At 43.8% G+C, this 22,061-nt stretch carries 28 protein-coding genes; 25 read left to right on the plus strand and 3 right to left on the minus strand.

Annotation, left to right across the window (positions count from 1 at the left end; all coding sequences use genetic code 11):
• Nucleotides 1–253: 253 nt before the first annotated feature.
• Nucleotides 254–2,065 carry a sensor histidine kinase gene (locus QNO02_RS07710; protein WP_289391637.1) on the minus strand — a complete coding sequence of 604 codons (1,812 nt, stop codon included), beginning with the start codon at nt 2,063–2,065 and terminating at the stop codon, nt 254–256.
• Nucleotides 2,066–2,235: 170 nt separating this feature from the next.
• Here QNO02_RS07710 and QNO02_RS07715 point away from each other — a divergent pair, with 170 nt between their 5' ends.
• The 5 genes from QNO02_RS07715 to QNO02_RS07735 all read left to right on the plus strand — a co-directional run bounded on the left by QNO02_RS07715 (nt 2,236) and on the right by QNO02_RS07735 (nt 6,477).
• A complete protein-coding gene (locus QNO02_RS07715; RefSeq protein WP_370511435.1) occupies nt 2,236–3,198 on the plus strand; it encodes an ABC transporter permease in 963 nt (320 codons plus the stop codon).
• Between the two features lie 16 nt (nt 3,199–3,214).
• The gene (locus QNO02_RS07720; RefSeq protein WP_047842119.1) at nt 3,215–4,087 is read left to right on the plus strand and encodes a carbohydrate ABC transporter permease; all 873 of its coding nucleotides are present in this window, start codon (nt 3,215–3,217) and stop codon (nt 4,085–4,087) included.
• Between the two features lie 191 nt (nt 4,088–4,278).
• Nucleotides 4,279–4,935, plus strand: coding sequence for a hypothetical protein (locus tag QNO02_RS07725; RefSeq protein ID WP_289391639.1), 657 nt, complete (start codon nt 4,279–4,281; stop codon nt 4,933–4,935).
• A 43-nt stretch (nt 4,936–4,978) separates the two neighbouring features.
• On the plus strand, nt 4,979–5,446 hold the full coding sequence (locus QNO02_RS07730) for a GNAT family N-acetyltransferase (protein WP_289391641.1): 468 nt from the start codon (nt 4,979–4,981) through the stop codon (nt 5,444–5,446).
• A 389-nt stretch (nt 5,447–5,835) separates the two neighbouring features.
• Entirely contained in the window at nt 5,836–6,477 is a 642-nt protein-coding gene (locus QNO02_RS07735) for a FusB/FusC family EF-G-binding protein (protein WP_289391643.1), read from the plus strand.
• 128 nt (nt 6,478–6,605) lie between these two features.
• On the opposite strand, the gene QNO02_RS07740 is transcribed toward QNO02_RS07735, so the two are convergent.
• Nucleotides 6,606–7,193: an NAD(P)H oxidoreductase gene (locus QNO02_RS07740; RefSeq protein ID WP_289391644.1), complete on the minus strand. Its 588-nt coding sequence runs from the start codon at nt 7,191–7,193 to the stop codon at nt 6,606–6,608.
• Between the two features lie 245 nt (nt 7,194–7,438).
• On the opposite strand from QNO02_RS07740, the gene QNO02_RS07745 reads away from it, so the two are divergent.
• From QNO02_RS07745 to QNO02_RS07815, 15 genes are all read left to right on the plus strand, one after another.
• A complete protein-coding gene (locus tag QNO02_RS07745; protein ID WP_289391645.1) occupies nt 7,439–7,837 on the plus strand; it encodes a winged helix-turn-helix transcriptional regulator in 399 nt (132 codons plus the stop codon).
• Nucleotides 7,834–8,328, plus strand: coding sequence for an NUDIX hydrolase (locus tag QNO02_RS07750; RefSeq protein WP_289391647.1), 495 nt, complete (start codon nt 7,834–7,836; stop codon nt 8,326–8,328). Before QNO02_RS07745 ends, QNO02_RS07750 begins: the two co-directional genes overlap by 4 nt.
• Before the next feature lie 3 nt (nt 8,329–8,331).
• Entirely contained in the window at nt 8,332–8,778 is a 447-nt protein-coding gene (locus QNO02_RS07755; RefSeq protein WP_289391648.1) for a hypothetical protein, read from the plus strand.
• A 99-nt stretch (nt 8,779–8,877) separates the two neighbouring features.
• The gene (locus QNO02_RS07760; RefSeq protein WP_249911393.1) at nt 8,878–9,759 is read left to right on the plus strand and encodes a DUF4085 family protein; all 882 of its coding nucleotides are present in this window, start codon (nt 8,878–8,880) and stop codon (nt 9,757–9,759) included.
• A gap of 13 nt (nt 9,760–9,772) precedes the next feature.
• Entirely contained in the window at nt 9,773–10,213 is a 441-nt protein-coding gene (locus tag QNO02_RS07765) for an oxidoreductase (protein WP_289392711.1), read from the plus strand.
• A gap of 28 nt (nt 10,214–10,241) precedes the next feature.
• The gene (locus QNO02_RS07770) at nt 10,242–10,514 is read left to right on the plus strand and encodes a hypothetical protein (protein ID WP_289391649.1); all 273 of its coding nucleotides are present in this window, start codon (nt 10,242–10,244) and stop codon (nt 10,512–10,514) included.
• A gap of 22 nt (nt 10,515–10,536) precedes the next feature.
• Complete coding sequence (locus QNO02_RS07775) at nt 10,537–10,752, plus strand: hypothetical protein (RefSeq protein ID WP_289391650.1); 216 nt, start codon at nt 10,537–10,539, stop codon at nt 10,750–10,752.
• Nucleotides 10,753–10,795: 43 nt separating this feature from the next.
• The gene (locus QNO02_RS07780) at nt 10,796–11,344 is read left to right on the plus strand and encodes an HAD-IIIA family hydrolase (protein WP_289391651.1); all 549 of its coding nucleotides are present in this window, start codon (nt 10,796–10,798) and stop codon (nt 11,342–11,344) included.
• A 20-nt stretch (nt 11,345–11,364) separates the two neighbouring features.
• Nucleotides 11,365–11,838, plus strand: a complete 474-nt coding sequence (locus tag QNO02_RS07785) for an NUDIX domain-containing protein (RefSeq protein ID WP_289391652.1) — start codon at nt 11,365–11,367, stop codon at nt 11,836–11,838.
• A gap of 84 nt (nt 11,839–11,922) precedes the next feature.
• Nucleotides 11,923–12,786, plus strand: coding sequence for a phosphotransferase (locus QNO02_RS07790; protein ID WP_289391653.1), 864 nt, complete (start codon nt 11,923–11,925; stop codon nt 12,784–12,786).
• A 71-nt stretch (nt 12,787–12,857) separates the two neighbouring features.
• Entirely contained in the window at nt 12,858–13,421 is a 564-nt protein-coding gene (locus QNO02_RS07795; RefSeq protein WP_289391655.1) for a MepB family protein, read from the plus strand.
• Between the two features lie 281 nt (nt 13,422–13,702).
• Nucleotides 13,703–14,086: a hypothetical protein gene (locus tag QNO02_RS07800; RefSeq protein WP_289391657.1), complete on the plus strand. Its 384-nt coding sequence runs from the start codon at nt 13,703–13,705 to the stop codon at nt 14,084–14,086.
• Between the two features lie 146 nt (nt 14,087–14,232).
• Nucleotides 14,233–15,087, plus strand: coding sequence for an MBL fold metallo-hydrolase (locus tag QNO02_RS07805; RefSeq protein ID WP_289391659.1), 855 nt, complete (start codon nt 14,233–14,235; stop codon nt 15,085–15,087).
• 152 nt (nt 15,088–15,239) lie between these two features.
• Entirely contained in the window at nt 15,240–15,623 is a 384-nt protein-coding gene (locus tag QNO02_RS07810; RefSeq protein WP_289391661.1) for a hypothetical protein, read from the plus strand.
• A gap of 63 nt (nt 15,624–15,686) precedes the next feature.
• Nucleotides 15,687–15,971: an SHOCT domain-containing protein gene (locus QNO02_RS07815; RefSeq protein WP_289391663.1), complete on the plus strand. Its 285-nt coding sequence runs from the start codon at nt 15,687–15,689 to the stop codon at nt 15,969–15,971.
• Between the two features lie 147 nt (nt 15,972–16,118).
• On the opposite strand, the gene QNO02_RS07820 is transcribed toward QNO02_RS07815, so the two are convergent.
• Nucleotides 16,119–17,102, minus strand: a complete 984-nt coding sequence (locus tag QNO02_RS07820) for a cation diffusion facilitator family transporter (protein WP_289391665.1) — start codon at nt 17,100–17,102, stop codon at nt 16,119–16,121.
• Nucleotides 17,103–17,395: 293 nt separating this feature from the next.
• On the opposite strand from QNO02_RS07820, the gene QNO02_RS07825 reads away from it, so the two are divergent.
• The 5 genes from QNO02_RS07825 (at nt 17,396) to QNO02_RS07845 (ending at nt 22,043) form a co-directional block, all read left to right on the plus strand.
• On the plus strand, nt 17,396–18,073 hold the full coding sequence (locus tag QNO02_RS07825; RefSeq protein ID WP_289391667.1) for a response regulator transcription factor: 678 nt from the start codon (nt 17,396–17,398) through the stop codon (nt 18,071–18,073).
• Complete coding sequence (locus QNO02_RS07830) at nt 18,070–19,446, plus strand: sensor histidine kinase (RefSeq protein WP_289391668.1); 1,377 nt, start codon at nt 18,070–18,072, stop codon at nt 19,444–19,446. The genes QNO02_RS07825 and QNO02_RS07830 overlap by 4 nt, the downstream gene beginning before the upstream one ends.
• 67 nt (nt 19,447–19,513) lie before the next feature.
• Nucleotides 19,514–20,644: an ABC transporter permease gene (locus QNO02_RS07835; RefSeq protein WP_289391669.1), complete on the plus strand. Its 1,131-nt coding sequence runs from the start codon at nt 19,514–19,516 to the stop codon at nt 20,642–20,644.
• Nucleotides 20,641–21,318 carry an ABC transporter ATP-binding protein gene (locus QNO02_RS07840; protein WP_249911380.1) on the plus strand — a complete coding sequence of 226 codons (678 nt, stop codon included), beginning with the start codon at nt 20,641–20,643 and terminating at the stop codon, nt 21,316–21,318. The genes QNO02_RS07835 and QNO02_RS07840 overlap by 4 nt, the downstream gene beginning before the upstream one ends.
• Nucleotides 21,319–21,482: 164 nt before the next feature.
• Nucleotides 21,483–22,043, plus strand: coding sequence for an NUDIX hydrolase (locus tag QNO02_RS07845; RefSeq protein ID WP_091033209.1), 561 nt, complete (start codon nt 21,483–21,485; stop codon nt 22,041–22,043).
• Nucleotides 22,044–22,061 lie beyond the last annotated feature (18 nt).

Below are 22,061 nucleotides of genomic sequence, written 5' to 3' on the forward strand. Positions count from 1 at the left end.
GTGAAGTGAACAAAATCGCTACGGATTTGAAGGGTTCTTTCGATCGCTGTTCAAGCCCCATTTTCTGAATTGAAAGATTGGATGGTTAAAATGGTGCTTGAAAGGCGAACGCTTCGCTTCTCCAGAATCCCTTCAATCCTTCGCTTGAGTTCACGTAAAATCTAATCATTTATTTTAAACAAGGCCTTATATAAATGTTCATGTGTAAATGGTTCGTTCAAAATCAAATAGTCAACTTATCGTTAATAACGTATCAATTTGTATCGGTATTTCCTTTATCGGAATTTGTATCCTCTTTTGGTATCTCCCAGATGATTTCGGTTCGGAACCCGCCAAGTGGGGATGGGCCGAATAGGAGGTAGGAATGACTGCCGAACAGGTGCGTGATTCGTTGATGCGTATTCCAAAGGCCGCAGCCCATTTCTTCTTGTAAAGGTTCCTGCATCTTCAAGTTGAGTGCTTCGTACTGTTCCGGGCTTAAGCCTGGACCATCGTCGTCGATGTATATTCTGCCAAAACCATTCAAGCGCTCCCCGGTAATTCGAATTTCCCCGGAAGAATAGGACTTCGCCACGCCGTGAATCACGGAATTCTCGACCATCGGCTGAAGCATTAATCGTGGCACCGACTGGGAGAGCATATCCTCAGGGATATCGATGTGATACTCAATTCGACCATTGCGCAGCTTCTGGATATCCAGATAGTTGATCAGCAGCTTGATCTCTTCTTGTAGCGACGACGTCTCCCGTTCCATACGGGTGGTGTAGCGATAATACGCACTTAGGTTATGCGCCATGGAGACGACGGCTTGCTCGTCCTTCATTTGGGCCATGTTGATGATATAACCTAGACAATTATATAGGAAATGCGGATTGATCTGCGCTTGTAATTGCTTCAGCGTAGCTTCCCTGGCTCTAATTTTCTCATGGAATACATTCTCGATCAGATCCTGAATCTGATGGGACATATCGTTGAATCGGCGGAACAGGAATGAGAACTCATTCTGGTTTTTGCTATGCAGTCGGACAGAATAATCCCCTTGCTCTACGCGGCGTAAGCCTTTGATCAGCTTTTTGATCGGATATTGAACATTCCGGTACAGCAAGATTGAAGCAGAGATGCCCACCACCAACAGTAAAATCATACAGGTGTAGAACAGATTCTGACTCAGCGAGATGGGTTTCAAAATCTGATACAGCGGGATCACGTCCACCAGATGCCAATCCAGATAAGTGGACTTCACAGAGCTAACCAGATATTTCTTCCCGTTCAGTTTCACGACATCTTGTGTGGTGTCTTCTGGGGAATGCATATCCAGATACTGAATGAGTTCTGCGGATAATTGCTTGTCCGCGCTGCGATTGAGAATGGGTGAATTTCCTTTGTGATACAAGAAAGGATCGCCTTGTCCGCCCGCTTTATACGTATCCAGCATATTTTGAATATTCTCATAACTGAAGCTCGCTTCAATCACCAGATTACTTCCTGTGAGCATCCCTGGCTGTGCCAAGGAATCGGTATAAAACCAATAGAAGGAATTTAGTTCGTCCTGTGATGCGGCTCCCTGATCCCCATAGGTCCATCGTCCACTCATATTTTTTTTCAAATACGCTTCATCATATCCTGTCGTTTGGTTGTAGTTGGCTATGACATCCTTATTCTGCTGTGAATACACCGCATATCGGGTGGGCCATATATCCGTAACGCCGGTTTGCAGCGTCATCTTTTCTTGTATCACATAACGGGTCTGCATCCGGTCATATCGATCATCCCACATGTTAAGGCCGTTGAAAGCTCTGACATTGGGATCTCGGGAGAGAATCAGGCTGAAATCCATCATCTGATTGATGCGTGAGTCGATCTGACTGGACAGAAACGTGAGCTGTTTGGTGTTGGAGATCTGCAGTTCTTTGCTGACGACATCATAGGTGACGTTATTCGAGTAGGTGTACATGATCAGAATGGGGATGAACAAGACCACAATTAACAAGTTTATTTTGGCAAAAAGACTGAATCGGGATCTGGTAGTACCTTGAAAAGGCATTAAGCGCTTCCATATATGCATGAAAAGTCTCCTTCTAATTCGTGTGTAAACAACCTCTTCCGATGATACCCTAACAAAACACTATCAAGCCTAACAATGTTATATAGTCAGACCTCAGAACGGCTTGATACTATTTATATCAGAGAACCCGATCACACACAAAAACTTTTTTTGGGAACAGGAGAAGCGCTATGGAGGCTAAATTGGAGGGTAAGCGGATCCCGCAGGCAAACGTTGGGAACAAGCTGGATAAAAAGAGAAAAAAACGCTACAAACAGCCATGGATTCTGCACTTCATGGTGTTGCCGGCGGCTATTATGGTCTTTATATTTTCATACATTCCGATGTCCGGGATTTTGATGGCATTTCAAGATTATAAACCTGCACTGGGATTCTTTAATTCCGAATGGGTAGGACTGAAGCACTTCAGGTATATGTGGGAAAATGATTATTTCCTGCAAATTACGTGGAACACGCTGTTTTTTGCCTGTACGAAGATCGTCATGAATCTGATCATTCCGTTTATCTTTGCCTTATTGCTTAACGAGGTACGGAAGATGGCGCTGAAAAGAACGATTCAAACACTCGTGTATCTTCCTCACTTTCTGTCTTGGGTTACGTTGTCAGGCATCCTGATCGACATTCTGGCCCAGACGGGTATTGTCAATCAGTTCCTGGTATCCGTATTTGGTATCAAGCCGATCTTCTTCCTGGGGGATGGAAGCTGGTTCCGATTCACGATTATTGCGAGTGATGTCTGGAAAGAGTTTGGTTTCAACACAATTATCTTCCTCGCGGCACTGTCCGGCATTAACCCTGCACTTTATGAAGCAGCTGAAGTGGATGGAGCAGGACGCTGGAAGCAAACGATGTATATTACCATTCCGGCACTGATTCCCATTGGGATTGTAATCGCAACACTGGCACTGGGTAATGTACTCAACGCCAACTTTGACCAAATCTTTAACTTATATAGTCCGTTAATTTACCAACAAGGTGATATTATCGATACGTTTGTGTATAGAGAAGGTCTGTTAAGTGGGCAGTTCAGTTTCGCTACCGCTGTGAATCTGTTCAAGTCGGTCATCAGCCTGATCCTGATTGTGATCTCGTACCGACTGGCTTACCGATTCGCCGGATATCGAATTTTCTAGAAAGGATGACAAACGAATGTACCATAAAACGATGCCTTACCGCATATTCAGCATATTCAACAATGTGTTCCTGACCATCCTTTCACTGCTCTGCTTGCTGCCTTTGTATCACTTGCTCATGGTATCACTTAGCGCATCTGCGCCTGCAAATGCTGGTCTCGTAACGTTCTGGCCAATTGGATTCACACTGGAGGCGTATGCGAAGACATTTGCCAATACAAACTTCCTCTCCTCCTTATGGGTATCTGTGGAGCGGACGGTACTCGGTACTGGACTTGCGTTAATTGTTAATACGCTTGCAGCCTATGCGCTTTCCAAAGAGACGCGGGTGTTCCGCGCACGTAACATCTATCTGTGGTATTTTGTCATCACGATGCTGTTCAGCGGTGGCCTCATTCCGGGGTATATCCTGATTCTGAAGCTGGGACTGATGAACACATTGCTGGCCTTGATCCTGCCGGGATTGGTTGCGGTGTTTAACATCATTCTGTTGCTGAACTTCTTCCGTACCGTTCCCAAAGATCTGGAAGAAGCTGCATTTATCGATGGCGCAGGTCACTTGCAGACGTTTATCAAAATCTATCTGCCTGTCTCCGTACCTGTTATTGCAACGGTTTCTCTCTTCATGATGGTTGGACATTGGAACGCGTACTTTGACGGTATTATCTACATCCGTGATGCGGAAAAACTTCCACTCGCGACATTCATGCAGACGATCATCGTGCAGGCCGATATGTCGAAGCTTGATCCAGAAGCGGTGAAGAACCTGTCCCAACGGACGATTCGGGCTTCGCAGATCTTTATCAGCGCACTGCCGATCCTGCTTGTGTACCCGTTCCTGCAACGTTATTTTGTAACGGGGATTGTGGTTGGAGCTGTTAAGGAGTAGTTGAATGTAGGGAATGAATAGGATTGCAAAATGGAGTCACTGAACTGGGGAAGGCCAGGGAGGTGGCTTCTTTTTGTGGAAAAAGAACGTTGCGCATATGTAGTGTATTACCTTTATTTGAATAAAATGGTACGATGGAAAAAATGAAATGCAAGTATATCCTGATTATTCCTATCGAGGAGTTGTACATAGTGAAAAAGATGATGATGTTGACACTTGCTGTAACGTTATTAAGCTGCTCCATGGCTCACACCGTTTCAAGTGCACCTAAGAAAATCAGCGTAATTTTCAATGAAAAGGAACTCAAAACACAGGCAGGAGCCGAAGCAAAAATGATAGACGGCCGAGTATATATCCCGGCTAATATTCTTCGAGGTGCGAGATTCTCGGTAGAGTATAAAAACTCAACGCTTCATTTGATTAATAGCTATTTTCTGTACACCAGAAATTTGATGGAGATGCATGTGTTTAATCATGTCTTTACAACGCGATTCAACAAGATGGATCAGGAAGTGGTTCACATTTTGGGCAATGTGCTGCTGGAAGAGCCGGTAGATTTCTCGAAATTACACGAGTTCATAGCGGAAGCTGAATCAAATGCGGGAATCCGACCGGAGAACTTTACTCCCGTGCTAGACTATAATTCCTTTGATTTTGGATCTGCGAGACGAAGTGTAGAAGCATACAAAAAAGCAAGTCGAGAGTTAATCGCTTATGTCGATACTGGAGACAAAGAGAGGTTGAAGTCGTTTTACGAAGAGAGAAAACAGGCACTTGAGTACTATGATTCTTACACGAATGTGTATGATCTTATTTTTAAAGCGAGTTTTACGAGTGCAGTGAGATAGAGAAGAAAATAGTAATGATGATTAGTGCAGGAGGGAATTCAAAATGGATTTTAGAAGAATAACTTGGGATAATTTTATCGAATGTATTGAACTTAAAGTTACTCCAGACCAACAAAGATTCATATCCTCGAACCAACATGCACTTGCTGAAGCGTACGTTGCCTCAGATGAGGGGCAGATTATAATTACTTTTGCAGTCTATAAGGAAGACAATATGATAGGTTTTATTTCGATGTACTATGATGACGGGGATGGCAATTTTGATTATAGCAGTTATGGCATCTTCAAGATGATGATTGACCAGCGATACCAAGGTAAGGGATATGGTAAAGAAATGGTAGTAAAAGCAATTGAGTATGCGAGGACTTTTCCACGAGGAAAAGCCAAAGTTGTAGAACTCACCTACAATCCTGAAAATGTAGTTGCGAAGAAAATTTATGACTCTCTTGGCTTTATTCAAACCGGTGAAATATTGGCATGTGGCGAAGTACAGGCGGTATTAACCTTGTAATTGTCCGTTACAGCTCCAATCCTGCTCTTGCTTCATGAGGCCATTGAGCAGTCAGCAGTAGATCATTTCGTGGAAAATGGGAAGAAAGCCTAAGATGTAATTATATTTCTTGAACAGAGGAGATTGGAACGAAGCCCGTTGCCTACACTATGCTGCCCTGCTATAATTTCGATATATCTATCGTATTGGGGGTTATGACGTGGCAATATGGATGATGCCGGATTGCTCGTTCGCTAGAAAGCCTTACGCAAAGCCTGAATAGGGGCGGACTTTGTGTAGGGCGCGACAAAAATGAGATTGTTGCCCTGAAATCAATATCAACATAATGTTACATCCCGCAGGCTTTGCACCTTATTTGTTCTTCCAATAAAAATAAGGGGCTGAACGCCATGCTAACACCATTTATTCAGAATCATCAATTTAATTATATTCAAAAACAAGCTGATTTCCTGCTGAAAACGCTACGCTCGGTTGTAGATCCAAAAGTATTGGAAACCGTCCGTTATACGGTCGGCACAAATGCGGTGAGCATCTTCGATGAACTCACTCCGGAGCAGAAGCAATTGCTGGAGCAGTTATCCACGTATGAGACGACACATGAATTGCAGACGTATCTGAACCGACTGGAATCATATCTGATTCCATATCCGCAAATATCGGCCAAGCAGATCCAAAAGCTGTTTCCAAAAGCCAAGAAGCTTAAATTGCCCGATCTCGAATCCATCGACTACGCACGTACAACCTACCTGAGATGGACCGACATTGCGACCAATCGCTTGTTCATCGTGTACCCGCACGAGGGCAAATTCCTTGGTATTGAGGGACGGCTTACAGCTACGAACAAAAAAGGGTACTGCATGTTCTGTCATCGCCATCAGGAGCTCGGATTCTTCAACGTGAAGACCAAGAGCCATACGCCGGATAATATTTCTTCCGTTGCCCAGTATGTATGCATGGATAACACAGCTTGCAATCATAGCATTACTGATATCACTATGCTGGAGAAGTTTCTTCTCTCGACAGTAAAATAATGCAAGACACACAAGCAGGGTCGCTCTTCGGAGCGACCTTTTTGCGTGTTCAAGCGTTGTGATTCGATATTGAACGTACCACAAAACTTCAGAATACATATTCGGGTCATACCTTTTTTCTCATACGATCATGGAGTCGGAATATCGTTGGCATAGTTCAGTCCCAAGTGATGTGCATGGTTCAGCAGTGCCTCATAATGCTCAGGCTTGGATTCCAACGTTTCATATAAAAACTCAACCCTCGATTGGGACACGCCGCAGTAATCGGCAATCCCCACATTGAGCAGGTTGGCGATCGATTGACCATAGTTGCGCTTCTGCACCTGTTCTTCCGTCACACCCGAAAGAGCGATCCACAATATCTGCTGATGAGGGAGCTTGTTTGCGCCATAGGCAAATCCGTTGTTCATGACACGATCCACATAACCTTTCAACATGGCTGGCAAATGCCACCACCAGAGAGGAAACACAAAAGCCACAGCATCGTGTTTCTTCAATCGCTTCATCTCGGTTTCAACCTCAGGCGAGAACACCTGATTTTCTTGGGTATAGTCAGGTTCATCCATCTCTCGGAGAATCGGGTCGAAGCCAATCCCATGCAAATCCAATATCTCATAACCGTGACCAGCTTCGGTAAGCCCCTGTGCAAAACGTTCAGCTACCTGGAAGGTCAGGGAATCTTTTCTGGGGTGGGACACTACAACGAGTACGTTCATCTTATCTTTCACTACCTTTCTGGATTGCAGTATTGTAGCCATAAATCAGTGGCTGATGCTATTATAAACAGGTATGAAAACATCTGGAAGTACGCACTTTGATGTTCTATAGGAAGAATGAAGTGCTATAGGAACATTAAAGTACCCTAAATGGATGCCTCGAAATAGGCTCAAATAATAGAAAGAAGAGCACCAAAAAGATTAAGATTCACCTTGATATAGCCTGATTATGGAGGGGTTCAAAAATGACGGAACATGAAGACACAAACGCTACAAAGAAATATAAAGTTGGCGTGGAAGCGGCCTTGGAAGTGATGGGTGGGAAGTGGAAGCCTTTGATTATTTATCATTTGATGACGGGACGGAAACGTACGTCGGAGCTTCGAAGATTGATACCGGACATTACGCAGAAGATGCTGACAACACAGCTCAGAGGTCTGGAAAAGGATGAGATTGTGCAGCGCAAGGTATATTCGGAGGTTCCTCCCAAAGTGGAATATGAGTTAACGGACTACGGTTGGGGACTCAAGCCTGCCCTGGATCATTTGTGTTATTGGGGAGAAGATCATCTGGACAAAATCTACGGGGATAAGTTTAAAGTGTTGGAGGACTTCGATTCTGAAGAGAAGGGGGCGAGAAATTGAATGGTGCGGAGCACGTGAAACAGGTAGTTCCTATTCGTTGTGAAGGCGTGGCTGTAGTTCTGTTGAAGAAAAGCCTCGATCAATACCGTGTACTGATGCTGAAGCGGGCTGGTCGTATGTTGCATAACGAGTGGTGTTATGTTGGCGGCGGGATAGAAGAGGGCGAGAAGGCATGGGAAGCTGCGCTTAGAGAAGTTAACGAGGAAACAGGTATTACGGAAGTCCGGTTGTACTCTGCCAATCAATTCGAACAATATTACTCACCCATAGAGGATTATATCTATACCGCTCCCGTATTCGTAGGATACGTGGATGAAAGACAGCCTGTCCGGTTAAATCATGAACATACCGAGTACCAATGGATGACGTTTCACGAAGCCAAAGAAAATGCGGCATTACCCGGTATTGATGATATTTTGGATTTTGTTGAAAAACATTTTGCCAGAAAAACCCCTTCCGAGTGGCTTCGGATTAATGAAGAGAATAATTAGGAGATGGAACTCATCACATACAAGACGATTTATCCAAGAGCATGGTTGGGCCTATTATGTATGTTGGTCATTGAAGCTATACTTTTCAGGGATGGTATTTACTATAAAAATGGTATTCTGAAGTACTCCCTGATCGTTATATTGACCTTTAATCTCGGTTATATCGTTTTTCTGCTCTGGCGTTTATTTTTCACTAAACCCAGTATTACGCTGGAAAGCGATCATGTGATTTCTATGAAACATCAGAGATATGATGCATCTCAGATTGAGTGTATTTATATGAATTACAGACGGATTGGCATCAAACTCTATGGTAAACGGTTAGTACCGATGGATCTATGTTTTTATTTTCAACGAGGTCAGGAGTCCGCAGGCCTAGAAGCTGTGTATGAATGGGCGGCGCGAAACGACAAAGAAATAAAACACAAATTGTTTCAAACCTTGGGGTAGACCAGTACGTCTGTTGAGTATAAGGAGTCGTTAAGGCTGAAGATTTTCGAGGAGTAGCGATGAAAAAAAGACTTCTAAAAATTACCAGGAGAGATGCCCATGAGATATCTAACGAAAGAATGGTATGAGCTTTGTCAGCAGACACATCTTCATTTTGGTTTAAGAGTACATAACGGAGCTTACGAGTCAGATGAGGATCTATTTTTAAGGCTGTATAAAAGAAAGGAAAAAGCACATGTGAAGCAGGAGCGAGAGCTATATAACTTGGACCCACGTTTCATGCTGGAGCATGATGGTCAAGTACTTACTCGCGTAGACAAAGCTTTCGGTGAGGAAGAAGTGACTGAAGAGGATCAGATCGTATTTCACATGCCTCCGGAAGAACGAGAGCATATCGAGAAACTCATTGCAGAATATGATGTACGTCCTCCTTTTGATGAGAAGAAATGTAAGGAAGAGTACAAAGAATCGATGGAGTGGAATTTTCAATACAAGGCGGAGAATTTGCCACAGGAAATCGTTGAACAAATTGCGGATATCCGTGTCTTTACGTTGGGTTATTGCACGAGAGAAGTTATGCTCCAGCTGAAGAAACAGAGTGCAGAAAATAGAAGAGAAATGGAACGCATATCGAAAGAATTTAGAGAAGTGATGATCGCACAGGATATTTCCGATGAAATACATAGCCGGGTTCAATATCATGATTGTACAGTGACGGAACTGCTGACAGGGGATGAAGTGGTCATTCGTTTTGACACCCGTGGGGGCTTCACCAATATAAATAAACTCACGCTCGTTGCGCCGGAAATCCTTAAGCAAGACGGTGGGATTGTAGGCAGTTACTGGCTGTATCAAGAGCTGTATCGGATCGATAACGGATATGAGCTTCATGTTCTATTTGGTGGAGAAAATATGCCTGAATTGATTGTGCGCTGTGCTGACATTCTCGTAGAGGAAGAATGTGAGAGCTTAAGAGGATGAATATGGAGGAAATATAGTGAAAATTAGCACCATAGAAACCAAGTTAGCTTCAAGATACGATGAGTTCGATCCTGAACAGGATGGGAATAAAAATACGAGATTTGCTGACATCATTATTGATGGTACATCGCTCTATCAAAAATTGAAAAAACATGAATTGGTACCAAGTCTGGGATGGGTCAGCGATGAATATCAGAGACTTCTCATTGATTATTTTTTACTTAAGAAACCACATGAATCCATGTATTATAGATATCCCATTTTAGTATGTCCTTGGTGTGGGGATGAAGAGTGTGGATTTATTTCTGTCAAGATTGATAAGGAAGATGATGTTGTGATCTGGAGCGATTTCATATTGAACGACAAGAAACTACAGGTAGGCCCGTTTTATTTTGGTTGGGAAAATTATAAACAGGCCATCGAAAATACGTTTGGTACGGCGGGAATTCAGTAAGGAAAAAAGGAGGATGGAGGAAATAGAGATGGAATGGACCAACAGTACGTTTGGTTATTTATCTACTCCCGTATTTGTCGTGGGCATTGCATGTTACTTCTTTCCTGATTTTCTATACAAAATATTTGTCCTGATGAGATATCGAAAAATTAAACCGAATTACGAGTTTGAAGATAACCCTCCTAATAGTGATATCTCTAAACATATCGAAATAATATTAAAAGTACTAGGCATCACTATGGTTATCCTGGGGATTATATGGTTTTGGTTTTCAGAAGAGTTTTACAACTTATTTTTTTGACAGCAAGGAGTTGAACACCATTTTGGAGTTTTATGGAGCTTTAGTAGTATCACTTATAAGTTTTATTGTCGTTCTTATCTTTGCTGCAATTGTACGTTATGCGATAGATTCATCCAAAACATCGAAAAAGCTGGATGTATTAATCAAAGAAGTACACTATCTGAAAACTGAAATTAAAAAACAACAACACAATAAACAGCAAGATGGCAGCAAGCATACTATCGATGAGAAAGTATAGATGAACGACACGACTTGAAATTTTTCTAAGAAAGGAACAGACCATGATGAAACCACAGGGGAATGTACAAGCTGTTTTTATAGACAGAGATGGAACAATCGGTGGTACAGGTCATTTTATTCATCCGAGAGATTTCAGATTATACCCCAATGCTCAAGAAGCAATTATGCTTTTGAAACGAGAAGGAATTATGGTGCTGGCTTTTACGAATCAATATCGAATTTCTCGTGGAGAGGCAAGTGTTCAGGATTTTGAAGAGCAATTTCGCAAGTACGGATTCGATCACTCCTATATATGTCCGCATGAGCAAGAATGCAGCTGCAGAAAGCCACAACCCGGAATGTTATTACAGGCATCAGAGGAACACGGTCTGGATCTATCCAAATGCGTAGTAATTGGAGATGTAGGAGATACAGATATGCTTGCTGCCCATGCCGTAAGAGCGACCAAAATCATGGTGAGAACAGGCTGGGGGGAATCTTCATTAACCAAATTTAGAGACAAATGGACGGAGACCGAACCTGATTATATCGCAGAGGATATTTGGGATGCCGTACAATGGATCATTGATGGAAGGGAAATCAGAAAATAGAAGACAGGAGATAACTGTGCATGGGCATGTCAGACTATTACAAAAACCTTAGGGAAAAGATCGGCAATGAGCTTATTTTTATGCCGGGTGTAGCTGGAATTATCCGAAATGAACAAGGAAAGATCCTGTTCGGTCGTAAACATAACGAATCAACCTGGGGGCTGATTGCTGGAGCAATTGAGCTTGGTGAAATACCGGCGCAAGCGATGGTAAGAGAGGCACTGGAAGAGACAGGTCTGGTTGTTGAACCGGAGAAGATTATCGGAATATACGGGGGTGAAGCAAGAAGGTTTACATACAGCAATGGTCATCAGGTCGAATATTTGACTATCGTATTTGAATGCAGGATCAGATCTGGACAACTCACGCCCGATAATGAAGAGATGAAGGATCTGCAGTTTTTCCCCGAGGATCAGCTCCCACCCATGGCAAACCAGTATCCAGATTATATTTTTAGTTCCAATCAAGAAGAACGAGTCCATTTTGAAAGATAATTCAGCGTGGAGCTGGAGCTTAATGCTCACCTTAACTTATGTTTACCAAATGAATCAAGATCCTAGTTATATGAGGAGAACCATATGTTAATTAATCCAACGATAAATGAGGTCAATAACTTATTCAAGATGCATCATATCAATGAAGAAATATCTGAAATTCAAAGTTTGTCAGGTACCACAGCTGGACGTGTTTATCGGTTGAGTACGAGTCTGAATAAACACTATATTTTGAAATCGGATGAACCCGAACAGATTCACATCGCCCAGCAGTTTTTGGATACGTATAAGAATTCTTCGTTATTGCCTGAAGTTTTGTACACTGACCCGGCTAACACTTATTTTATTTATACGTATATGGACGGTACGACCCATTTCAACCGGGGCCTAAAGAGAGAATGGTTAACTCGTCTGGTGAAAGAGTTATTCAATACATATGTGCGTTCTACAGATACGAAATCATGGGGCAGAATAGAGCTCCCGCAGAGGACATGGAAAGAATTCAATCAGATTAGTATTCATGAAGCAAAGATGAATATCGGAAATATTTTAACGAAAGATGATTATAATCTGGTTCAATCCAAAGTGGATCGTCTCTTTCATGAGGAAGAAGAGAAGTTTCTTTTGCATGGAGATACGGGGGTTCATAATTTTGTATATGATCAAAATGAACTCATCGGCGTTATTGACCCATCTCCAATGGTTGGACCTATCGTCTATGATTTCTTGTATGCTTTTAGCTCCTCGCCAGATAATATCAACACCGAAACATTATTTGCTACGTTCGAACTTCTGGAACAAGTGGAAATGGATAAATCCAGATTGATCGAGGAAGCTCTGGTCCATCTATATTGCCGAATTGGGCTGAGTAACAAGCATCATCCTGATGATCTGCCTGAATATTTGGAGGCATGGAATGTATGGAAACGATTATGTCAGGAACTTTGAACTAGCAGAGTTATTATAGCTATCGCTAATGCCTTAGTTCAGACTGTATAAGACAGGAGAGATATCACAAGTTGGATAACAAAAGTAGTTTGAATCGTTCGAATGCTTGGACAACCCCCGATATACTTCATGGTGACTTACTTGCCAGTAAAGCACTTATCTATGACAAGTGTGGCTTTGTATGCTCACAACCACATGAAGAAGCACAAAATGCTGAATACGGGGCGTATGTATTCACCTTAAATTCTCTCTCCATTCGATTTCGCGTCGCAAAAACCACCCCAACCAAGATTGGACAATTTGTTACCCTGTGGCAACGAAGTGAGGATGGATCGACACAGCCATATGACGTAACAGATCCAGAAGATATGTATGTCATTAGTACGCGCTCAGGCAGCCATTTTGGTCAATTTGTATTTCCAAAACCTGTATTGTTACAGCGAGATATCGTATCGGATCAAGGCAAAGGTGGCAAGCGCGCCATACGTGTATATCCGCCTTGGGACAAGCCAACAAGTAAACAGGCTCTAAAAACGCAGCAATGGCAGTTGGAGTATTTCTTGGAAGTACCTTTTACTGAACCATTGAATTATGAGCAAGCCCGGATACTTTATGGCACTCAACAATTGAAGTAAACGAAACAGTATCCAGCAACTCCTAGTTCTTTTCCTCCGAAGTTCAGTTTCACCGATCTTTTTGCAAGATGGTTAAAGAGTGTAGGACCATGCAGAATGTTGTATCGCGGATTGGCAGGGGGCGAAAAGGCAAAAAAGGAAGTATGATTTAGTGGCATAGCCTGTATAATTTAGAGAACAATCATGTTTGCATTTCTGTAGAGAATAAAGGGTCTAAGATTGGTAAGGAATCCCTATTATGGGAGTGATTCTACTGCCGCTTTGAATACTGGAGTGTGGTCATGATCGTATTAACGTCAGCAATAGCATTTACCATATTGATCCTAATCGTTATTCTCTTTCAGGTTGCTTTAGCGGTAGGTGTGCCTTGGGGGGAGTACGCCATGGGTGGAAAGTTTCCCGGGAAATACCCCGTTTCCATGCGTTTTGCTTGCATATTCCAGATTGCGATTTTAGCATTCATGGGTATCATTGTTCTGAGTAAAGCAGGATTGCTTTGGCCTCAGTGGTCTGTTTTTGCAGAGACAGCGATCTGGTTTATCGTCGCGTATTTAGTACTTGGGACGATTTTGAATCTGATTACGAGAAGTGTATGGGAACGAAGAATCTGGGCGCCCGTAACGTTGTTGATGTTGATAAGTAGTATAATCATTGCCATTACATAATATTTGAAATATTGATTACAGATTGAAAGAGGTGATTCCATTGGTAAATCCATAAACGGAGAAAAATCCATGTATTAGTTTGGATAAGCATGCGGTTTTTCTCTGCCTATGATATGAAAATACTCATATAGAGGAGAAGAATTGACATGTTAAATCAATTAAGCGATTCCATTTATTATATGTCCAACGATAATGATAGAGAAAGACCGGTACTAGGCTTGGTGTGTGGGGAAAAACATAGTCTGGTGATCGATGGTGGGAATTCAGTTCAACATGCCAGAGACTTTATCGAGGAGATTCGATGCTTAGATGTGCCTCCCGTTCAGTATGTGGTTATTACTCATGCGCATTGGGATCATTTTTTGGGAATGAATGAATTTGGTGCGACGATCATCGTTAATCGGTTGACAGAACAGCGGTTGAACGAATGGAGATCTTATTCCTTCGATGATCAGTCACTTCGTGAGTATGTAGATGCCGATATAATCAGCGCGCATTGTATGGAAATTATACAGGCGGAAATCCCGAGGAGAGAATCATTTCTACTAGATAAGCCCGGTATCGTCTTTAAAGATTCCCTCCAGATTGACCTGGGGAACAAGCTCTGTATGCTGGATAGGATTCAAAGTACGCACACAGATGATTCAACAATTGTTTATATTCCGGATGAGAAGACTATTTTTCTCGGAGATAGTCCTTATGGAACAACAACGGATAAAATGTTTCATTTTAAGCAATCCTTGCTTAACCACATGATACAAGATATCCAGATGTATGATGCAGAGCATTTCATTCTCGGACACGAGTCTATCTGTGATCGGGAAGAGATGGATGTATTCTGGAGAGAGCTTACAACCAGTAGCAGAGCGGTGACATCTACTTCCTTGGAGCAGGCGATAACATCGTTTGAAAAGGAACAGCTGCGGGAGCCTAATGGGAATGAACTCTTCTTCTTGAAAGCATTTGTTAATGATCAACTGTTACAGGCACAGAAGAAATAGATGGACAGTTCGAAAGTAACTAAATACTGTGATCTTCAGATTGGTTATGCGGTTTATAAGGTCAAAGTCTCTTAAAGAGAATTTGAGCTTACCTGAATCGAAGAGCCCTGGCATATGTGCTAGGGTTCTATTATCCGAAAGGAGGGGAAGTATTGCGCAGCTCCAGATTCACACCGTATTTAAGTTTTATAGGTTTTGGTTTAGTCATTCTGACTTTGAGTGTGAATGTAAGCTTTAAGCTAGGAATTGAGAAAGGTTTGGATGAAGGTTCCCTTATGCTATTGTCGGGTGCAAATGCGTCCTTATTGATGTTTACATTGGTATGGGGTGTATTTGGTGTAATCGAGTTTGTACTTTTATGGAAAGAAAAACAAAAGATGAAGTCTGAGCTGGAACGCGAAAAAATGAACAAAGAAGATTTCTTGGATCAGATCAAGAAAGTTAAGACCAGTTTGAGAATCAACATCAGTTATATTGTCATCCTGTTGTTTCAGCTTGGATACGTCATTATAAACTGGGACGAGGTTGATGTTTAGTCTTCTGACCGACCTTTTCTGATTTTGAATAGAAATATACATAACCTTTAGGAGGAATATTCATTGAAAGCATTATCGATCGTCAGTCTTATTTGGTACGTACTTAATTTTTTCTTTTTAGTGGCTTTCTTGGAAAGTTCGGAAGCCGCAGCAGGAATGGGGATTTTGGCTGTCCTGTATGGTCTGCTTTTCTCAATCCTAGCTTTGATCATATCTAGCAAGAGAAAAAAGACCCCTGTGAATGTTCATGAACAACTGCTACAGTTGGGTGAATTAAAAGAGAAAAATATCATATCAGAATATGAATTCGATCAAAAGAAAGAGAAGTTACTCTCCAGATACAAGTAGTCCAGAGCCCGCTACGGTTAGGTAAAGGCTATTCTATTTTCTACTCATACCAAGAAGCTGAACTTAGGAAAATAAAAACAGGGCGTTCCCTTCACCGGAGAATCTGCCCTGTTTTCATTTAGAAGCAACTAATATTTGTTACCCTTCTCAATGGTGATGATGTGCGTGAGCATCGGGTGCGTCTCCTTTGACGGTACATAGTACTGAGGTATCGTGCAGATGTTTTTCGGACTCCACTTGGAGCGTCACATGTTTGATTTCTTTATGCTCCAGCATATGTTCAATCTTCTGAACCAGGATCTCGGATGCATAAACATCCATCGTTCCATCCACCACGATATGAGCGGTCAGCGCATTCAGGTTACTGGTAATGGACCAGACATGCACATCGTGTACACCTTTGACGCCATCGACTTGTTTGATGGTTTGCACCAGTTCATTCACATCCACATTGGCCGGAGTTCCTTCCATCAAGATATGCAGGGATGATTTGGTGACATAGAACCCACTACGCAATACCAGTGCCGCGACAATCACACTCGCCAGTGGATCGGCCCAACCCCAGCCAAAGAACATCATGAGCAGTGCCGCAGCAATGGCCCCGATCGATCCCAGCATGTCGCTGATAACATGGAGATAAGCACCGCGCATATTCAGGTTATTCTCCGTATCGCTACCACGCATCATGATCCAGGCAACAAGAATGTTTACGAGCAGTCCAATGACGCTGATGATTAACATGCCTACGGTTGCGACTTCTGGAGGGTGGATAAAACGACCAATGGCTTCGTAGAAAATGTAAAGCGCGATGGCAATTAACGTGATTCCATTTAACGTGGCAGCCAAAATCTCGAATCTTCTGTAGCCGTACGTTTTGCCAGTATTCACTGCTTTTTCACCAAACGTGAACGCCAGCAAAGCGATCCCGAGCGCAATGGAATCGGACAACATATGACCTGCATCCGAGATGAGCGCTAGGCTGTTGGTGATGAATCCACCAATGGCTTCGACGATCATATAGATGGTAATAATAATGAAGGAAAACAACAGGACTTTCTTGTTATTGGTGGTGTGAGCGTGGTTGTGTCCATGATCGTGCCCATGGTTCTGATCGTGATGATGTCCGGACATTTAAATCCTCTCCTTTGGAGCCTTGCTCCGTTATGTAATATGATTTCTAGTGTGGAATATAGATGATTCTTGGCAATGTTTGATCACCTACAAATGAATATATGAGCGTTTGTTCATATGTTATGATTTTATTATAGTTGCGCCTCATAATAGTGTCAACCAGATTCATGGAAATGTAAACATGGCCGCGGTGTTTTCGGGATTGTGTGCTGGCGAATGAAGTTGCTTTTATGCTACCATCTGTGCAGGATCAAAGTGAGATGTACTCGTTACATAGAAGGGCGGACAACCTTATGAAACATCTGCTGCTGGCAGACGATGATGCCAATATTCGAGCACTCCTGCGGCATGTCATGACCAAGGAAGGGTATCGGGTTCATGAAGCGCAGGACGGACTGGAAGCGGTCAAACTGATGCAAGAAACACCGATCGATCTGGCAATCTTAGATGTGATGATGCCAGGCATGGACGGACTGGAGTTATGTGATTACATTCGGCAGCATTACGACATTCCCATTATGTTGCTGACGGCACGAGATCAGCTATCTGACAAGCGAGACGGTTATCTGAAAGGAACGGATGAATATGTGACCAAGCCGTTTGAACCTGAAGAACTGGTCTATCGGGTAAAGGCGTTGTTTCGTCGGTATCATCGCACATCCAGCGATATCATCCGCATGAACCGAATCGTTATTGACCGCAACAATGTGGAGGTTACGGACGGGCAATCCATTCTCTTTTTGCCAATGAAAGAATTTGAATTACTCTCACAGCTTGCGCAGTTTCCAGGGCGGTTGTTCTCACGGGATGAGCTCATTCGGCTCGTTTGGGGAGCAGACTACGAAGGAGATGACCGTACCGTTGATGTGCATATCAAGCGGCTGCGTGATCGTTTTGCCGATTATACGGACGATTTTGTCATTCAGACTGTGCGGGGCATTGGTTACAAGATGGAGGTGAAAGCACCTTGAGGACCTTGTACGTCCGGGTATTCCTCATTACGATTGCGGTGATTATGGTCAGCGGCATGCTCGGTTTTCTTTTGTCGAATATCTACTATCATGCAAAGCTCAAGGATTTTAATGATGAGAAGCTGGTGGGCATTGCGACGCAAATGAAACAATTTGTGGAGCAGCAACCGGACACAATGGAGCAGTATCTGAACAATGCCGCCGCACTTGGGTACGAAATTTATGTAACGGATGGAAAAGCCAACGACCAATTCTACGGCCGCGAATTCCGTGAAAAAGATCTGGACAAGCAAGCTGTAGAATTGGTGCTGAATGGTGAGGTATACCATGGCGTCGCCCAGTTTCCAAGCAAACCGTTCATTACCGGTTTCTTCGATAATCAATTAAGCAATACCGTGGGTGTTCAACTACTGTTGGGCAATACCAATTACGCTCTCTTTATGCGTCCGGATGTAATTCTGCAATTCGGTGAGCTGCGAATCTTTTTTGCGCTGATTGGAGCATTTACGATAGGTATTAGTATCCTGATCTTTCTGATCAGTACACGCTATCTGGTTCATCCGATTGAACGTCTGTCCGAGGCGACCAAGCGGATTGCGCAAGGAAAATATAATCTGAAATTGCCTACCGCAAGGCGGGATGAGATTGGACAGCTGGCTCAACATTTCATGACAATGAGTCGTGAATTGGAGAGGGTCGATCAGGCGCGGCAGCAGTTTGTATCCAACGTATCCCATGAGATTCAATCACCGCTGACCTCGATTCAGGGTTTTGCCCAATTAGTTGCGGATCGGGATCTGCCTGAACAGGAAAGAGAGCACTATGCATCGATCATTGAGGAGGAGAGCCGTCATCTCTCTTTGCTCAGCAAACAACTGCTACTCCTGTCCTCCCTAGAACAAGGCAACGAAGATCTGTCGAAAGTAAAGTTCTCTTTGCGAGATCAATTCCGGCAAGCGGTTCAGGTGTTACAATGGCAACTTGAAGAAAAAGTACTGCTGCTTCGGATATCGGTGCCCGAATCTATTCAGCTGGTCGGCAATGAAGTGCTGCTCATGCAAGTGTGGATGAATCTGCTGGGAAATGCAGTGAATCATCTGCCGCAGGGAAGAAGCATTGAGATTCATGCCGAGCAGACGGATAACCAGTGTGTGATTCAGATCCGGGATACTGGAGACGGGATTGCTGCGGAGCATCTACCTTTCCTGTTCGATCGATTCTATCGGGTGGACCGTGCGCGGGAACGTTCTTCCGGACGAACCGGGCTTGGACTTGCCATTGTGCAGAAAATTATCCGAATTCATGACGGTACAATCGAGGTTTCCAGTTCGCCTGAGGGTACGGTCTTCACCGTGACCCTTCCGCAGATGTAATCTGTTATTCATTTGCCGTTCATTTTCGCCTCCTATACTTGGGTTATCAAGAGGGAGGTCACAGAACATGTACTTGGCTATTCGGGAAATGAGGTATGCCAAAGGTCGGTATGCCTTAATTGCTACAATCATGGTACTGGTTTCATTTCTGGTACTGTTTGTTACAGGTCTTGCACAGGGGCTGGCTTATGATAACGCAGCTTCGGTCAAAAATATGGCAGCAACCCACTTTGTGCTGGAACAGGATTCGAATCATCGGTTTACCCGGTCACAAGTGGATCAGGATCAGCTTAATCAAGCTCGCTCCGTAGTGGGGCAAGAGAATGCTGAGCCACTGGGTGTGAAAATGACAACTGTTAGTCCAACGGGCGACACGAAGAAGATCGATGTCACGTTGTTCATGGTCAACCCGGAAGGTTGGCTTGCTCCAACCGTTACCGAAGGATCTCCGATTACAGATCAGACGAAAGGGCAGGTTGTGGTGGACCAAAAGTTGTCTGAATCTGGTGTCACAATTGGCACCGTCTTGGTCGATCAAGCTTCGGGAACGGAGTGGACTGTTGGTGGATTTGTTCAAAATGAGTCCTTCAGTCACTCCCCTGTGGTGTTCCTGAATGAACAGGAGTGGCTTGCACTTCAGGGAAGTTCACGAACTTCGCAAGGTTCAGCAGACACCAATGCCAATGCTCCGATATACAATGCTATTGCGATTAAGGATGGGGGCGATAAGGTAGACCGCCTGAGTGCTGCAATGCCTAATACGGAAGTCATTACGAAGTCTGATGCCGTATCGGCCATTCCTGGATATAAGGAAGAGCAGGGATCATTGCTCATGATGATCGCTTTTCTATATGTCATCTCGGCGTTTGTGCTTGCGGTATTCTTCTATGTCATCACGATTCAGAAGACGAGTCAGTTCGGCATATTAAAAGCCATCGGAACGCGGAATGGTTATCTGGCGGGTAGTGTTTCGTTACAAGTGTTGGTTCTGTCGGTTGGCAGTCTGGTGATTAGCGTACTATTGGTTCGACTGTTTGAGTCCATCTTGCCAGCATCGATGCCGTTTCAATTAGGTTTATCCACCCTCGCACTGACCTGTGTATTATTCATACTCATGTCTATGGCGGGTTCATTGTTCTCGGTGTGGAAGGTTACCAAAATTGATGCACTTGATGCGATTGGGAGGACAGCAGCATGAGAAACCGATTGGTATTGCAGGGAATTACACAGACCTTTGAAGATGGTGGCAGTAAACGGACGATTCTGGACAAGTTGCACCTTGAGGTTGCTGAAGGGGAACTTGTGGCTGTGATGGGGCCTTCCGGCTCGGGCAAAAGTACATTCTTGTCCATTGCAGGCGCACTTCTTGAACCGACGGAAGGACAGGTTTTGCTGGACGGAGCCTCTATTATGGGCAAAAGCAAACAAGATATATCCGATGTACGGCTTCAGCAGCTTGGTTTTATATTTCAAAGTGCCAACCTCATTCCGTATCTGAAAGTAGAAGAACAACTGATGGTGGTCGCAAAGCTCGCCGGAACGGATAAAAATAAGGCGGAGAAGCGAGTGGATGAGCTGCTGGATACGGTGGGGTTGACCCATCGGAGGAAGGCATATGCAGAGAAGCTGTCTGGCGGGGAACGTCAGCGGGTCGCCATTGCACGGGCATTGATGAACGATCCGGCTGTTCTGCTCGCGGATGAACCAACAGCCAGTCTGGATGCGGAACGTGGGCTGGATATTGTCGGCATGATTGCACGGCTCGTGAAAGAGCAGGGCAAGAGTGCAGTGATGGTTACGCATGATGAGCGGATTTTGCCGCTCTGTAGCCGGGTTCTTTTTTTGGAAAATGGGAAACTGGTGCAGCATTAGAAGGAGAATGGTCTGAGAGTCTGGAGAGAACACTGATTCAAGGCTTAAGGGCAGAGAGCGTAAGAAGAGGGTCACGTATTCCCCGGTGGGAAGGTGGCCTTCTTTCTGTGTTTTCGACTATAATTGGAAGAATAGTGGAATTAGATAGAGAGGATCGGGTGCGGATGAGTAGCTTGAGTGCGGAACTATTTCCGGCGCTGAGTACGTCAATTCATTGGGGAATTATTGAGGCGGAGTTCAGATTGAACGACATCGTGGATGAAAAGCTGGTGAGTAATATTAGCATCATTCCGTTTGTCGGGGATCAATGTGTTGTCTTCCAACTGGATAATGGAGCCTGGGAGCTGCCTGGGGGTACGCTTGAAGCAGGTGAGCATTACATGGATGGACTGAAGCGTGAACTGATGGAGGAGCTTGGGGCAAAAATGCGGTCCTATCAGATCTTTGGTCAATTCTATTGCACATCCAGTGCTTTGGAACCGTATCGGCCGCATATTCCGCATCCCCATTTTGTACGAATCATCGGATATGGAGATGTTGAACTTGTCGGTGATCCACTGAATCCGGAAGATGGCGAGCAGGTGGTTGCGGTGGAAGTGGTAGAGATTGATAAGGCAATACGAAGATTCCAGGAACAGAACAGGCATGACATTGCAGAAATGTACAAACTGGCTCATATGCTACGAGAAGAAGCTAAACAGTCAGGCAAGGGCCAGGTATTATAATTCCAGATAACTTACGGA

Source organism: Paenibacillus sp. PK1-4R, assembly GCF_030369595.1.
GTDB lineage: Bacteria > Bacillota > Bacilli > Paenibacillales > Paenibacillaceae > Paenibacillus.